At 67.1% G+C, this 14,498-nt stretch carries 11 protein-coding genes and 5 pseudogenes; 9 read left to right on the plus strand and 7 right to left on the minus strand.

Annotated elements, in window-relative coordinates; genetic code table 11:
• The 3 genes from AC2TEW_RS36875 to AC2TEW_RS36885 form a co-directional block, all read right to left on the minus strand.
• On the minus strand, positions 1 to 628 hold a 628-nt coding region (locus AC2TEW_RS36875), incomplete at its 3' end, for an IS3 family transposase (protein ID WP_484627609.1).
• Entirely contained in the window at positions 625 to 879 is a 255-nt protein-coding gene (locus AC2TEW_RS36880; protein ID WP_484627610.1) for a transposase, read from the minus strand. The genes AC2TEW_RS36875 and AC2TEW_RS36880, both read right to left, overlap by 4 nt.
• Positions 880 to 918: 39 nt before the next feature.
• The gene (locus AC2TEW_RS36885; RefSeq protein ID WP_484627619.1) at positions 919 to 1,080 is read right to left on the minus strand and encodes a hypothetical protein; all 162 of its coding nucleotides are present in this window, start codon (positions 1,078 to 1,080) and stop codon (positions 919 to 921) included.
• 219 nt (positions 1,081 to 1,299) lie between these two features.
• On the opposite strand from AC2TEW_RS36885, the gene AC2TEW_RS36890 reads away from it, so the two are divergent.
• A complete protein-coding gene (locus tag AC2TEW_RS36890; RefSeq protein ID WP_484627611.1) occupies positions 1,300 to 1,578 on the plus strand; it encodes a hypothetical protein in 279 nt (92 codons plus the stop codon).
• Between the two features lie 668 nt (positions 1,579 to 2,246).
• Here AC2TEW_RS36890 and AC2TEW_RS36895 read toward each other — a convergent pair.
• Positions 2,247 to 2,705, minus strand: a pseudogene (locus tag AC2TEW_RS36895) (transposase family protein); the annotation flags it as partial.
• A pseudogene (locus tag AC2TEW_RS36900) lies at positions 2,675 to 3,307 on the minus strand (transposase family protein); the annotation flags it as partial. The pseudogenes AC2TEW_RS36900 and AC2TEW_RS36895, both read right to left, overlap by 31 nt.
• A 575-nt stretch (positions 3,308 to 3,882) precedes the next feature.
• On the opposite strand from AC2TEW_RS36900, the gene AC2TEW_RS36905 reads away from it, so the two are divergent.
• The 5 genes and pseudogenes from AC2TEW_RS36905 to AC2TEW_RS36925 all read left to right on the plus strand — a co-directional run.
• Entirely contained in the window at positions 3,883 to 4,914 is a 1,032-nt protein-coding gene (locus tag AC2TEW_RS36905; RefSeq protein WP_484627612.1) for a DUF3048 domain-containing protein, read from the plus strand.
• Between the two features lie 307 nt (positions 4,915 to 5,221).
• Positions 5,222 to 6,598, plus strand: coding sequence for a N,N-dimethylformamidase beta subunit family domain-containing protein (locus AC2TEW_RS36910; RefSeq protein WP_484627618.1), 1,377 nt, complete (start codon positions 5,222 to 5,224; stop codon positions 6,596 to 6,598).
• A 275-nt stretch (positions 6,599 to 6,873) separates the two neighbouring features.
• On the plus strand, positions 6,874 to 7,659 hold the full coding sequence (locus AC2TEW_RS36915; protein WP_484627613.1) for a bestrophin-like domain: 786 nt from the start codon (positions 6,874 to 6,876) through the stop codon (positions 7,657 to 7,659).
• 285 nt (positions 7,660 to 7,944) lie between these two features.
• A complete protein-coding gene (locus tag AC2TEW_RS36920) occupies positions 7,945 to 8,310 on the plus strand; it encodes a YciI family protein (protein WP_484627614.1) in 366 nt (121 codons plus the stop codon).
• A 1,737-nt stretch (positions 8,311 to 10,047) separates the two neighbouring features.
• Positions 10,048 to 10,260: pseudogene (locus tag AC2TEW_RS36925) on the plus strand (transposase); the annotation flags it as partial.
• Positions 10,261 to 10,484: 224 nt separating this feature from the next.
• On the opposite strand, the gene AC2TEW_RS36930 reads toward AC2TEW_RS36925, so the two are convergent.
• Positions 10,485 to 10,949, minus strand: coding sequence for a hypothetical protein (locus AC2TEW_RS36930; protein ID WP_484627615.1), 465 nt, complete (start codon positions 10,947 to 10,949; stop codon positions 10,485 to 10,487).
• Positions 10,950 to 11,224: 275 nt separating this feature from the next.
• Between AC2TEW_RS36930 and AC2TEW_RS36935 the strand changes: the two are divergent.
• The 3 genes and pseudogenes from AC2TEW_RS36935 (at position 11,225) to AC2TEW_RS36945 (ending at position 13,800) form a co-directional block, all read left to right on the plus strand.
• Positions 11,225 to 11,879 (plus strand): annotated as a pseudogene (locus AC2TEW_RS36935) (IS6 family transposase).
• Positions 11,880 to 12,060: 181 nt separating this feature from the next.
• Positions 12,061 to 12,701 (plus strand): annotated as a pseudogene (locus tag AC2TEW_RS36940) (IS256 family transposase); the annotation flags it as partial.
• Between the two features lie 316 nt (positions 12,702 to 13,017).
• A complete protein-coding gene (locus tag AC2TEW_RS36945) occupies positions 13,018 to 13,800 on the plus strand; it encodes an IS5 family transposase (RefSeq protein ID WP_484627616.1) in 783 nt (260 codons plus the stop codon).
• Here AC2TEW_RS36945 and AC2TEW_RS36950 read toward each other — a convergent pair.
• On the minus strand, positions 13,766 to 14,260 hold the full coding sequence (locus AC2TEW_RS36950) for a hypothetical protein (RefSeq protein WP_484627617.1): 495 nt from the start codon (positions 14,258 to 14,260) through the stop codon (positions 13,766 to 13,768). The two genes, AC2TEW_RS36945 and AC2TEW_RS36950, sit on opposite strands and share 35 nt — an antisense overlap.
• Positions 14,261 to 14,498 lie beyond the last annotated feature (238 nt).

Here is a 14,498-nt window from a genome sequence, read left to right on the forward strand (position 1 = left end):
GGTGTTGCGTCCACCGGTTGAATCCACCTTCGCTGCCGCGGTCCGAGTGAAAGATGCAGCCTCGTTCCAGAGCGCCACGGCCGGCGGCCGTCCGCAGCGCGGCCACCGGCAGCTCGGCGCGGTGATGGTCGGCCATCGCGTAGCCGACGACCTCGCGGGTGGCCAGGTCGATGCAGGTTGCCAGGTAGAGCCAGCCCTCCTCGGTCGGCAGGAAGGTGATATCACCGACCAGCCGCATCCCCGGCCGGGACGCGGTGAAGTCGCGCCCGATCAGGTCCGGGGCGAACACGGGCCTGCGGCTCTGGCGGGTCAGACCGCGGCGCCGGCGGCGGGTGGCGCCCGTGATCCCGCGCTCGCGCATGATCCGCTCCACCCTCTTCCGGTTGACCGCCCGGCCCTGGCGGCGCAGTTCCGCGTGAACGCGCGGGACGCCGTAGGCACCTCGGGAGGCGAGGTGGATCACCGCGATCTCGGCGGCGAGCAGGTCCTCGGCCCGTTCGCGGGCGCGACGGTCCTGCCCGCCGGCCCGCCAGGCGTAGAAGGATGAGCGTGCGATCCCCAGCGCTCGGCAGATCCGCTTGACGCCGAAGGCGCCGTGGTGGTCCTCAACGAAACGGAAGCGGATCACCGATTCGTCTCGGCCGCGAAACAGGCGGCCGCCTTGCCAAGGATCTCGATCGTCTTCTGCTGCTCGAGGTTCTGCCGGCGAAGCCGGGCGAGCTCCTCGCGCTCGGGGCTGGTCAGGTCGCCGGGCCGGCCTCGCAGCCCCTCCGGGCTGACCCCGAGCTCCCGGGCGATCTCGGTGACGTTCCGATGCGGACAAGACCGGACGAGCGCGACCGCGTCCCTCTTGAACTCCGCCGTGTACCGCTTACTCATGTTGCTGTTGCTTCCCACCTGAAACTGCTTCCTCCGGGCTCACACGTCCCAGTCTCCAGGTGTCCAACCGAAGGGTGGAACTTCAATCAGCTCCTCCACCTCGCGGAAGCTCAGCGGGAACCGGACGTACAGCCACACACAGTGGCTGATGACCTCCGCCGGGTAGCGGTGGTTGCTGTACGACGGCGACGTTGACGACACGGAAACGACCTTTCGGTACGACCAACCGAAGAGCATCTCACCCGGCCACCAACAACGTGACAGCGCCGCCCTGGATGCTGGGCAGCCCGGCGCGGGAGGGGACCAAGGTAGACCCAACGGCCTCCCCAACGGTCACGCCTCGCTGCCCAATCGAGAATAACATCAGAATTTCCCCAAAGGAATCTAGGACTTGACCTATGATACTGCCAACAAGGCGACATGGGCAATACCTTCCAAGGCTGGAAGATTGCCTTCAAAAGTGCAGCATCACAGGTTTCTCGCGAGACCGGATGCACCTGCGCCCGGTCAACCCACAGGGCGCAGCAAAACCCAAGGAGGCGCAACGCGATGGTTACTTATAATGGCTGGGAACTTACCGATCTAACGGAGCAGGAGAAAGTGCAAATTGGTGTAGATCCAGATGGATACTACCAAGACTTCGCCTGGGTCGGAGATACTGGAAAGGTTGCCTTCTACGATTCAGATGAGGCAAAGTGATTCTACAAGGAGGATGGATCACCGGAAGTCCTCCCCGCTCATGATTTCAACTATGCTGGCCAAGGGCACTATAATTACCAGGAGGAAGCTACCCTAATTCCGCTTGATAAAATCGACACCACCGGTATGGGAAATATTCAAGATTGGAAGATGGCGTCCCTTAGGCAGGGGGTAAAATTTGGTGCAAGTATCCCTCCAATCGATGTCGCCCTGGACTCTTCAGGATGCTACGCGGTCTTGAATGGAGCCAACCGGGTTGCAATTTCAAAGGAGTGGGGCTTTACCTTCATTCCGGCGCGCTTCAACTGAGCGTTTTCGGCGTTGCCTCTCCAGGGTGAGGATGGCCTTGCTGATTGGTCCGAGCCGGTTGGGGTTGCAGCGGGCGTGGCGGAAGATGCGCCGGCGTTTGACGGTGGCGACGCCTCGTTCGACCGGGCATCGGAGCCGGGCGTGGGTCGTGTCCCACGTGGTGGTGGAATCTCCGTGCACTGACCTCGCGTCGGAGCGAGGTGCCTGGGTCGAGGTTCGCGGAGTGGCTCGCCGGCACCCTCGCCGCAGGTCGCTGCGAGGGTGCGGGCCATCAGCCGAGGGCCGGACCGCGGCCGCCGGGCCGCTGACCAGGCCCTACTCCAAGATCGCTGCTACACCACTCGGCGGGACACCACCCGGGCGTGGGCCTTGTTCCGCGATCTCTCTTTCGCGGTCGGCTCAGTCTTGGGCCGTGGCCGGACCGGGACGGCGACGTGTGGGCCGGCCCCGGTGTAGGCGAGGTCTGCGAGCGCCGGGATCCCCGGTCGGCCGCAGGCCTGGACGATCCGGTGGCGCCGGGCGGCGGTCAGGTCGTCGTGGGTGCGGCCGGGCAGCGGCCGGGAGACCCATAGGAGGTTGCCGTCGGGACCGGTGATGACCTGCCAGGTTCACTCCGTGGCGGCGGTGCTTGCCGCTGTAGTCGGCGCGGCCGTCGCCGACGCGGTCGCACTCGGCGAGGTTCCGTCGACCAGGACGTAGGTCGGATCGGCCTCGCGCAGGGCCCGGGCGTGACGGGCCAGGAGGTCGGTGACCTGGTGGACGTGGGCGGTGCCGACGCCGGTCCGGAATCCGGCGGCGATCTGCGCGAGGACGGGGTGTGGAAGGTTGCGCCGGCGCCCCGGTAGGTCCGGTCCGCCAGGACGAGGACCTCGCGGGTCAGGCAGGCCCGGACGATTCCGTGGGCGCGGGCCGCGGTCAGGTCGTGTGTGCGGCCCGGCAGGGCGCGGGAGAAGCACCGGGGTGTGCCGTCGGGTGCGGCGACGACCTGCACGTTCATCCCGTGCTTGCGGTGCTTTTGCGAGTGGTACGGCTCGTCCGCCTTGATCCGGTCGGTCGGGATCAGCGTGCCGTCCACGATCACGAAGTCGCCCTCGCCCAGTCCCACCAGGGCCTCGCGCAGGCCCGGCGCCCGCACGGCCAGGACCTCCACGGTCTCGTCGACGTACCGCCAGGCCGTCGCCTGCGACACCCCGAACCCTGCGGCGACCCGGGCGAACGTCTCGTTCTTCCGCAGATGGGCCAGGACCAGCAGGGCCTGCTTGGAACAACCGAGCCTGCGCCGGCGTGAGTTCAGTTCACGCCTTCGGGCGTGGACCAGCCAGGAGACATGCTCGACCAGCTCGTGCGGGACATCGAGCACGGCAAGATACGGGACCAAGCGAGGCTCCTCGGTCAGAGCGTGGTGCGTAGAGAACACCAACGCAACGACCAGGAGCCTCGCCTGTTACCCCACCCCCGCTGACCAGCCATTTCACCCTCCCGGAACAGAATGAAAGAGGCTCACTGGCTTCTGTTGTCTGCACGCCTCCCGTGTCATTGCGGCCCCGGAACTCGGGTTCTACGGGAAACCCGACGCGATCACCTCCGAGGCCGTCACCACCTCGGGGCCCATGGGGTCCATGAAGTTGCCTGCCGGGCTGAGCATCGGCTCCGGCACCAGCAAAGGCCACCGATATTCGGAGCCGGCACCGCGATCGCCAAGGCCGGACCCTCGCTACGCCGCACGGCCACGAGCGTGCTGGCGAACAAGCTCACCGCGGCCGAGGCCGAGCACCTCGGTGACCCCGCAAACGGGCCAGACCAGCCAGACCAGGCTCGGGCATCCCGCTGTAACCGAAAGGCTGCCTTTATAGGCATGCTCCACGCCCCACTTCGAGCGACATTCCGAAGAGGGGCCGTACTGCCCCGCAGCCGGTGGCACGAAGGCACGTCAGCACATCCTGCAGCGTGTCCGTCGCCTTAAATATCTCAAGCAGACGTAAGGTTCGGTTTCGGATGATGAAGGTACTTGTTGCTGCCCGCGAGCGTTGGCATTCGAGTTCGCGGCGCGTCAAAGTTGTCACTGCCACTACCGTTTTCGCAGTGGCCGCGACCGCCGCAGCGGTACCGATCGCTCAGGCCGGCGGCTCCGAACCCCTCACCTCGAACGCAGCCGCCAGCGGCCCTTCCACTCCGGCGGCCTCGCAGGATTCAGGCCTCTCCCCGCTGACCGGGCTCCCCGGAGGGGCCGGCCGGGTGCTCGCAGCGAAGATCGACAATGTCGGGAAAGCCCAGTACCAGCAAGCCGGCCTCAACTCCGCCGACATCGTGTATGCGATCCAGGTCGAAGGCGGCCTCAGCCGGTATCTGGCGGTCTTCGACAGCGATCGGGCACCGCAGAGCGTCGGCCCCGTCCGCAGCGCCCGAGAGACGGACATACCTCTGCTGTCTCCGTACGGAAAAGTAGGGTTCGCCTACAGTGGCGCCATATCCGGCCTGCTCCCCGATCTGGCGGGTGCAAATCTTCAGAACATCACCCCCGGCAACGGATTGTTCAGCCGCGGCGGATCGTCTCCGACCTTCATCCGGCCGGCCAGCGTCTTCGCCGCCTACCCGGACCTTGCCCCCGCGAAGGACATCGGGCTGGTCTTCGGCGATGCCCCCACCGGAGGCACTCCGGCCGGCACCGCGTCGGCACGCATGCCGGCGGCCTCGTTCACGTTCACCGCTTCTGGCCCCTCCTGGCTGGTGTCGGTCGACGGCCACCCGGTCGTCACAACCGACCAAGGACGGGCGAGCGCATCGAACGTGATCATCCAGCACGTCGCAGTGGTGCCGGGGAAGTACACCGACTTCAACGCTGGGAAGCCCGACAACGAGGTGTTCTCCCGAACCACCGGCGAAGGGAAGGCCGAGTTCTACCGCGACGGCCAGGTCTGGCACGGAGAGTGGTCCAAGTCCTCGGACTCCGCCCCGACGCAGTACACGGTCGCAGGCGCCCCGATGCCCCTGCAGCCCGGCCGCACCTGGATCGTGCTCGTTCCCTGACCAGCACCGCGGCCCCGCCTCTGCCACGGAATCGACGGCCGGCATGCCGGTACGAGCCGACGGGAGCGCCACGGCCACGTGCCCGTCCGGAGCCGTGCCCAAGGGCTAGCATGAGCGCGTGACGACGCCCCGTTACTCACGACGTCGGTTTCTCGGTATAAGCGGTGCAGGAGCCGCAGTCGCGCTGAGCGGCTGCGATGCTCCTACCGGGAGCCCGTCACGCCCGGCATCGCCGCAGCCCGGGACAGCAGCGGGAGCAGCCCGCACCCCTGCCGAGAACGCGAAGCCCGGGGACGCGGACTGGAGGATCGTCGACGCCGGGCCACCCGGTGCCATCGAGGGCTTCACCGATCGGGTGAGTGTCCCACCCGGAGAGAAATTCGGGCTGTACGTGTCGACGACTGCCCCGGGATTCCGCATTACCGCCTACAGGATCGGCTGGTATGGGGGCACCGGGGCCCGCAAGATCTGGACCTCGCAACGGCTACCCGGTGCACTGCAGCCACCGCCCATGGTGGATACGGCCACCCGCATGGTCCGCGCCGGCTGGACCTGCTCGACGGTCGTGGACAGCACCGGATGGCCCGAAGGCAGCTATCTGCTCCGCCTGGATGCCGACGGCGGCACTGGTCAGCGCTACGTCCCGGTCACCGTCCGCTCCCGGTCGACCGGCGGCCGCACGGTCATCGTCAATGCGGTTGCCACCTGGCAGGCCTACAACCAGTGGGGCGGCTACAACCTCTACGGAGGGCCTGTCGGCGGCATGTCGACCCGCTCCCTCCAGGTGACCTTCGACCGCCCCTACGAGTACGACAACGGCGCCGGGTTGTTCCTGGTCTACGAGGCCCCGCTGATCATCCTTGCCGAGCGGCTTGGTCTCCCGCTGGCCTACACCACCAGCACCGACGTCGCCGCCGGACAGACCCTGCTCACCGGGGCAGCCACCGTACTGTCTCTCGGCCATGACGAGTACTGGTCCCCCGAACAGCGCCAACACATCACCGCCGCCCGCGACTCAGGGACGAACCTGGCGGTCCTCGGCGCCAATTGCTCGTTCCGGCGCGTCCGGTTCGAGCCGTCCGACCTGGGACGGAACCGAACGGTGGTCTGTTACAAAGGGGACTGGAAAAAAGACCCGGGGTACCAGGCCGGGCTGGGGCCCGCGACCACCGACTTCCGCGCACCGCCCGACGCCGACCCGGAGAGCTCACTGCTCGGCGTGATCTACGACGGCTACCCGGTGGACGCCCCGTACATCGTGACCAACCCGGGGCACTGGCTCTACGAGGGCACCGGCGTGAAACTCGGCGACAGCTTCCCCCATCTGGTGGGGGTCGAGTACGACCGGGTGAACATCACGTACCCCACCCCGCGCCCGCTCGAGATCCTGTCGCACTCACCGGTGGTCTGCAACGGCCGCCGCAGCTTCGCCGACAGCGCCTACTACTCCACGGGCAGCGGCGCCGGGGTCTTTGCCACCGGCACCATGCGCTGGGTGGAATCGCTACGCACCGACGCGTCAGGTGGCGCCGGAACCAATCACGGCATCGATTCCCAGACCGGGATGTTCACCCGCAGAGTCACCGAGAACATGCTGCAGGCTTTCGCTAAAGGGCCGTGCGGCCGCGACCGCACACCTACGGACAACATCGCCGCCGTCTACGGCGACGAACCCGTCCGATGAGAGGCAGACCCTTTGAAAGGCCGCCGTGAAACTCTCCGTCCGCACCCAGGTTCGGCCATCTCGAGGGACGTGAGGCGCACGGTGCTGACTGACAGTCAAGGCACCGCCCCAGCAGATCACCTCATCGGAAACAGCCTTCCGCGCCGAGGCCCATCCAGCCGTGTCAGGAGGGTACCGTTGTGCCCGGTCCTGGCGACGCACACCCTCCACACCTCGCGCTCTGAGAACCAGGAAATCGCATAAGTGAAACCTCACGGGCAGGAGCACATATACATATGTTCGAGTGGATGGCGAGAGCCCCGACCGTACTTCTCCTGGCGGCTCTCGTGCTGGGCTTGTCCATCTTCTCGGCAACTGGAGTACTCGCAGCCCGAGGCCTGGCAAGGAGGATCTTCAACACCGAACCGTCTTGGCGGGAGCTGACCACCCTCACCGTGCAGATGTGCGTGAGTTCCTTTGCGCTCCTGCTTGCGCTCATCGCTTTCGCTGCTTACCAGAATTACGTGGACGCACGGGACAAAGTCTCACGCGAGGCGTCCACCGTCGCAGTTCTCTACCGGGACGCATCCGGGTACCCCGAGCCTGTTCGGGGGCGACTGCAGGACGACCTTAAACAATACGTGAATTATGTCATTACAGAGGCATGGCCGGAACAGCGGCGGGGTCTCGTGCCCACCGGAGGGATCACCTACACCGAGAGGTTCCAGGATGAACTTTTCGGATTCAGCCCGTCCACTGCGACCCAAAGCGCCCTGCAGACAGTAACGCTCTCGGCTTATGAGGACTTCGCCGAGGCCCGCCGCCAGAGGCTGCAGGCAGCTACGGTCGGAATTCCCGGACTCCTGTGGGCTGTCCTGTTGATCGGTGTTGTCAGCATCATCGGCCTGACCTGGTTCCTTCCGGTCAAGAGGGCTGTTGCGCACATCTTCATCTCTGGAAGCTTCGCCTTCACCACGAGTCTCATGCTCTTTGTGATCTCGGCCCTGGACAAGCCCTTCAGAGGAAGTATCAGCGTTTCCGTCTCGCCGTTTGCGTTGCTCCAGCAGACTCTCCTGAGGTAGCCGGTCTGTGATCGACCGCGCGGGTCCGTGATGGCACGGCGCCCGAAGCTGACCCGAGGGCTCTGAGCGGCAGCTTTGAGATCATCGTCATGATTTCTTTCACAGACCCTGGCGGCCGTCCGGTCACCATCACTCGAACGGCAAACGGGGCGGAAAGGCTTGCTCCCCGTCCGCCTCCTCAGAACCCTTCAGGCGAACCCCGCCCCCAGGCATGGAACAGGTTCGGATCTCGATCTGCCAGGCGTCGGATCGCCGAGCTACCTGGCTACTGCCTACCATCCACTCATGACATTCGACCGCCACGCCGTGGCACTCTTTCTATTGCGCTCGGATGCTCCTGTGCTGACCGAGCAGCGGACGGTCTCGCTTCAGACCGCCCACATGTCATACATGGCCGACCTGCACGACATGGGTGTGCTGCTGGCGGTCGGCCCGGTGACGGACGGCACCAAGGGGGATCCACGCGTGCTGGCACTCCTGGACGCCGATGCCGGGCGCGCCCGCGAGCTCCTGCGGCTGGATCCTCTGGTGGTCGCGGGAATTTGCAGGGTGGAGGTCCATACCTGGATGGTCCCACCGGGCCTGGTGGCCTTCTCGCCGGCGAGACTACCGCGGTCGATTGCGGAAGCCGAAGCCGCCCACCACGGCTGAGCGGAGCCGGTCGGCCACGGCGTCCAGCATGGCCGATCCCCAAGCGGCCGACGTCACCAACCCCCGGAACACATCCCCCCCTCCGGATCCGCCGGTTTCGCCGTCGGGTCGCCGGGTGTTCAGGCCCTACCGAGGTGGAACACGCTCACGGTGACCGTCTGGTCGTGAACCTCGTAGCGGACACAGCAGAAGCCCACCTCGATCCGGTGGATCCCGCTGCTCCGGAAGGCCAAAGCGTTCACGAGCCCTGGGCCCGTCCGCCGAGCGGTGCGCGAGTCAACCGCCCGGCGCACCTGGCTGACGACCTTCCTCCTTCCCGCCCGAACTCGGCGCCGCCGAATGGGTCTGGGCGCACCCCGCGCCTGCAGTCCTTGCCGGAATAGTCGACCTCGCTGTCACCGGCCGCTCGCACTCCGCGAGCGTCCCGTCGATTGCTCGGGCCGGACGCGCCGGAGAGCCCGGGGTGAGGGACGGCGCTCGCGCGGCAAAGAGTGCAGTGACGCTGTGTACACAGGAGTGGACGGTACCCCGCTGATACCGAGGCCGGGGGCGAGTCGTGTGCTCGCGCAGATGATGAACCAGGGCCCGCCAGTGCGGCGGGAACTTGCAATGACGGTCACCCTCGCGGGTAGCGATCAGCGCTGTGACCTACTCGACGAGTGGGTGCGCCAGGTCAAATGTCCGGCGCCACGGCCCAGTCGCCTCTGCACCTCCATTGCCGGGGAACGTCGACCGCTCCGGAACGGTCGGCGGCCCCATGTCAGAGCCCGGGATCGATCACGCATCCGCGGGTAAAAACGGCTCACGGCCCGGCCGTCGCACAATCTCCGGCTCGGGGCACTCGTTCTTGCCGACCGGGAGCCCGGTCCTACCTCCGGTCCACCGGTTGGAGGACCGGAGTGCAGGTCCTGCCGGGTGAAGCTGGTGTCATGAGACTCTTCTCGATCATCCTTGTGAGCGGTGCGATAAAGGCGACGAAGACTCTGGTCGGCCGTCGCCCTGCCCCAAGGGCAGGCGAGCCGCAGGGCTCCCTCCCTTACCATTACTAGCTTGATCTTTGACCTGTGCGGCGGGGCCGAGGGTGCTGGACGTCTTCGACTTCGGTGGCTTCGTCGGGTCTGTTTTCCGGACCGCGTGTGGACGTCGCGGTGTGGAGTCGGGTGGGTGTTCTTGCGGCCGGGAGGCCGTCCAGGGCCGGGACGGCTGGGTTTCGGTGCGCCGGCCGGGCAGGCGGCCTTCGGATGGAGACTTCGAAATCCTCGCCGGCCGCGGGCCGGGGTCAGACGTGCGGTCGTGTCCCACGTGGTGGTGGAATCTCCGTGCACTGACCTCGCGTCGGAGCGAGGTGCCTGGGTCGAGGTTCGCGGAGTGGCTCGCCGGCACCCTCGCCGCAGGTCGCGGCGAGGGTGCCGGCCATCAGCCGAGGGCCGGACCGCGGCCGCCGGGCCGCTGACCAGGCCCTACTCCAAGATCGCTGCTACACCACTCGGCGGGACACCACCAGACGTTCGGGCGGCGCGGGATTCCCCAGGGGCGGCGGAGGTCGGCCGCGAGCGGGCGGGCGAGCCGAGGGGCGCTCGGAGTCATCCCGGCGCCCACCGGACGCCACGAAACACACCACGGAGACTGTGCCGATCTTGTTCGAGGCCTTATGACAAGGAGATCCCAGACATCGGCTCCGTAGGTTCCGGGCGGGCCTCAGCGGCACCGCCCAAAACCCCGTACACATCGCATTAGGAGATCCGGCGCCGCACCGACGTCGTCGGGATCTTCCCCGATCGGAGCTCGATCATCCGCCTGACCGGCACCGTGCTGGCCGAGCAGAGCGACGAGTGGGCCGAGCAGCGGCGCTGCAACGGTACCGAGGCCCTCGGCCGCTGCCGCCTCCGCCTCCACCCGATCGAGGGAGAAACCCCCGACGAGACCCCCGCGCCCGCACTCACCGCATAGCCTGGAACTGGCCAGCGGACGTGACCCCCAGCCGCCACGTAGGACACGCTGTATTGGGTCACGACTCCACGCTATGAGGGGAAGCACATGGTGCTCTTGCTTCCCGCCTGAAACTGCTTCCTCTGGGCTCACGCGCCCCAGTCTCCAGGCGTCCAGCCGCAGGGTGGAATTCAGGCCATCCGTGGGCGCCGCCGACCGCCAGCACCCCCGGATGACTCATGGGACTACTTGTGTCCGAGCTCGACGGTCACGGTTCGCTGCCCGTCTTGGGTCGGCCCCCACTGCAGTTCCCCGGAAGTATTCTTGAACGATCCGGTTCCGCCAGTAATCGCGGCGGGAAAGGAATTGAGATCGCCTTCCGTCGCAGCCTGATATTCGATCTGACCCTCGGGCGTCCTCAACCCTCCCGTGCACAGGATCCTGCGAGGTTCGGAGGCGGCAACGGTGCAAGCGACCATACTCGTCCCGTAGTCCTTGCCGTCCTTGGTCACGGTCCCGGTGGAACCGAACGTGTCACCGTCCCTGTTGTAGTCGCCGAACTTGGTCGTGTTGGTCACGGTCAGCACAGTGCTGCTGGGGCCGTTACCGTTTTCGTGGTCGGTGGCAGCCTGGGACGGCGATGCCACGAACAGACCGCCGACCAGAACGCCACCAAGTGCGACGGCCGCAGCGGGGGCCTTCCATGACATGACTGAATTCTTCATCCTGTATCCCATGTTCGACTCGGTGTGGAGTCATGCAGATGTACACGTGAACCTGGCCCGATGCTCGGGCACCTGGCCAGTTTGCCGAATGATCGTTCTTTTTTGATTCATCCGATCGGCGGATAGGCGGAACGATTGCGCGGCAGGCCCTGCCGAGACGAAGGCACCCACACACATGCGCTCCGGGGGCACCGTCACGTGTGGACTCGGCCCGATGATCTTCGGGTTGGCCTTGCCGGGGAGGGAACCGTCCCCATTGCGTGTGGCTGTACTTCCGGTTCCCGCTGAGCTTCCGCGAGGCGGAGGAGCTGATGCTCAAGCGCGTCGTCGTCGTGTCTTCGCGACGGTGCGGCGGTGGTTCCTGAAGTTCGGCCAGGCCTACGCGAATGCCCTGCACCGGCGCCCGCCCGCGGCCCGGTGACACATGACACCCGGGCGAGGTGTGCGTCCGGATCATGGCGAGCGGAAGTACCTGTGATGGGCCGTCAATGCTGAGGCCCAGGTCGTGGACATCCTGGTGCAGAACCGGTGGAACACGGCCACGGCCAGGCGGTTCTTCCGAAGGCTCCTCACGGGGACCGAGACCGTGCCGCGCGTGATCGTCCCGGACAAGCTCCGCCCCTACGGCGCCGCGCACCGCGAGCTCATGGCCTTGGTGGAGCACCGCTCGTACAGGGCCTGAGCAACCGGGCCGAGAGCTCCCACCAGCCCACGAGACGGCGCGAACGCGCGATGAAAAGCTTCCTCACCGTCGGAGGAGCGCAGCGGTTCCTGGCCACGTTCAACGGCATCAGCCTCCACCTCCGGCCCGGCAGCCACCTCATGACCGCCGCCCGTCACCGCCTCGAGATGACTATCCGCTTCACGATCTGGAATCGCGCCACCAGCGCCACCGGCCTGCCCACCACGACCTGAACCAGCACCCAAGCCGAGACTCAGCACGCCCTGAAGCCCCGCCGGACGCCCATACCCTCAACAACGTGTCAACGCCACCAACAGTCCTGTTGGTGGCGTGGAGTTATCTCTGCGAAAGCATTCCGCCGCTGCTGCCGGTGCCGGGCTGGCTGCGCATGCGGGGCGGCCAGCCGGAGGCGTACGCGAGATCCTCGGCCTGTGGGCCGGCGACGGCGGTGAGGGCGCCAAGTACTGGCTGCAGTCCTGACCGAGATCAAGAACCGCGGCGTCGCCGACGTCTGCATGGTCGTCCGCGACGGCCTCAAGGGCCTGCCCGACGCCATTGCCGCGGTCTGGCCGCAGGCCGTCACGCAGACCTGCTTCGTCCACCTGATCCGGGCCTCGTTCCGCTACGCAGCCCGCCGGGACTGGGACAAGATCTCCCGGGCGCTCAAGCCGGTCCACACCGCGCCGACCGAGGACGCCGCACTCGAGCGGTTCCTGGAGTTCACCGAGGCCTGGGGCAGGAAGTATCCGGCGATCGTCCGGCTCAGGGAGAACGCCTGGGCCGAGTTCGTGCCGTTCCTCAGCTTCGACGTCGAGGTCCGGCGGGTCATCTGCACCACGAACGCGATCGAGTCGGTCAACGCCCGAATCCGCAAGGCCGTTCGCTCGCGCGGGCACTTCCCGAACGAGCAGGCCGCGTTGAAGTGCGTCTACATGGCGATCACGTCCCTCGCCCCGACCGGAGCCGGCCGCAAACGCTGGATGACCCGCTGGAAGGCCGCACTCAACGCCTTCGAGATCGCCTTCGACGGCCGGCTCTCCGTCGGCCGCCGCTAACTCAACCCAACCGAGTTACTGATCGTTTCAGAATGACTTGGGCTCAGAGGCCGTTGTCGTACCGATCTTGGTGGACGTGGGTTCGAGTGGATCAGCTCGGTCCGGTGATCTTGCCGGTTGCCGGGCATGAAGGCAGGGCCTCTGGTGCAGCTCGGGGTTGTCGAGACCTTGAGCGCGCCAGGAGGCCCTGGTGTCGCTGTTGTATGCCCTTGCGCCGGCCGGCTCCAACTCGACTGCCCGGGAGTGTGATTGTCTCGCTCACCGGTTCGGGAACGCCGGCGACCGGCCGCACAGGCGACCGAGGTATCCGTCCGACATGAGCGACGCGGAGTGGGCGGTCGTGCGGGACGCGATGCCGGTGCCGGGATGGCTGGAGGGCTGGGGTGGGCAGCCGGGGGGCTACTGCCACCGGCAGATGGTGGACGCGGTGCGCTACCTCGTCGCGGGCGGCATCACCTGGCGGGCGATGCCCACGGACTTCCCCGCCTGGGACCGCGTCTACGCCTTCTTCCGGCGCTGGCGCGACAAGGGCCTGGCCGCCGAGCTCCACGACCGGCTGCGGGACCGGGTCCGCGAGGCGGCGGGCCGCGACCGGGAGCCGACCGCGGGGATCATCGACTCGCAGTCGGTGAAGGGGGCCACGTCGGTGCCGGCCGCGGGCAGGGGATTCGACGGCGGGAAGAACGTCAACGGCCGCAAGCGACACATCATCGTGGACACCCTGGGGCTGCTGTTGACGGTGATGGTCACCGCGGCATCCGTTACCGACCGCGAGGCCGGCCGGACGCTGCTTGAACGACTGCGGACGCGGCACTGGCGCATCACACTGGTGTGGGCCGACGGCGGCTACACCGGGCGCCTGGTCGACCTCGCCCGCGACGTCCTTCACGTCGCGCTCACCGTGATCAAACGCAGCGACGACGTGACCGGGTTCGTGGTGCTGCCGAAGAGGTGGTTGGTGGAGCGGACGTTCGCGTGGCTGATGCGCTCACGCCGCCTGGCCCGCGACTACGAGGGCCGCGCCGACAGCTCCGAGGCGATGATCTGCTGGTCGATGAGCATGGTCATGAGCCGCCGCCTCGCCCGACGGGCATGCTGAACATCCCCGGGCGGTCTTCCGCCAGCCAGCCCCGCGCCACCAGGCGCTTCGCCTTCGACCGCACTCCCTCGACCTTCGCGGGAACCGCCTCCAGCCCGAGCGCCACGGCGAGCTGCCGGCAGTCCATCGCCGCACCGCCCGAGCACCCGGGGCCGGCCAGAATCTCCATGAGCCGCCGGTAGTCCGGCGCCAGAACGCCGACATCGAGCCCGTCCCGCCACACCGGCACCACCAAACCCGACACCGCCGCCGCGACCCGAGCCGGCCGTCCGCCGACCGTCACGACCGGCGGAACTGCCTCGTCTTCGCGAGGCTCCGTCAGGACCCCGGCCACCGTCTCACGGGCAATGACGAACCACTCCCAAGCGACCTCCGCCTCCCGCAGCTCGGCCTGAAGCGCCTCCACCCGCTGCCGGGCGACCCGCTCACGTTCCTCCAGCAGCCCCATCACCGACAGCACCCCGCACCTCCACCAAAGAGACGACATGACACGTCATCTCTGCCGCCGATGCGCCGACCCCATGCCTGACCAGCGGAAACGCGCCCATCACGCTCGGAAAGACAACGGCTTCTCAGGGTCTTGCGCTCAGGTGATCTTGGTCGGCAGGGTGTCTGGGTGCGTGCTGATCTTGTTCCGGACGGTCTGTGGGAGCGTGTCGCTCCGCTGCTGCCACCCGCTCCCGAGCGGCGGCGGCGCT

This window comes from Kitasatospora sp. NEAU-CNBT7 (assembly GCF_057220535.1).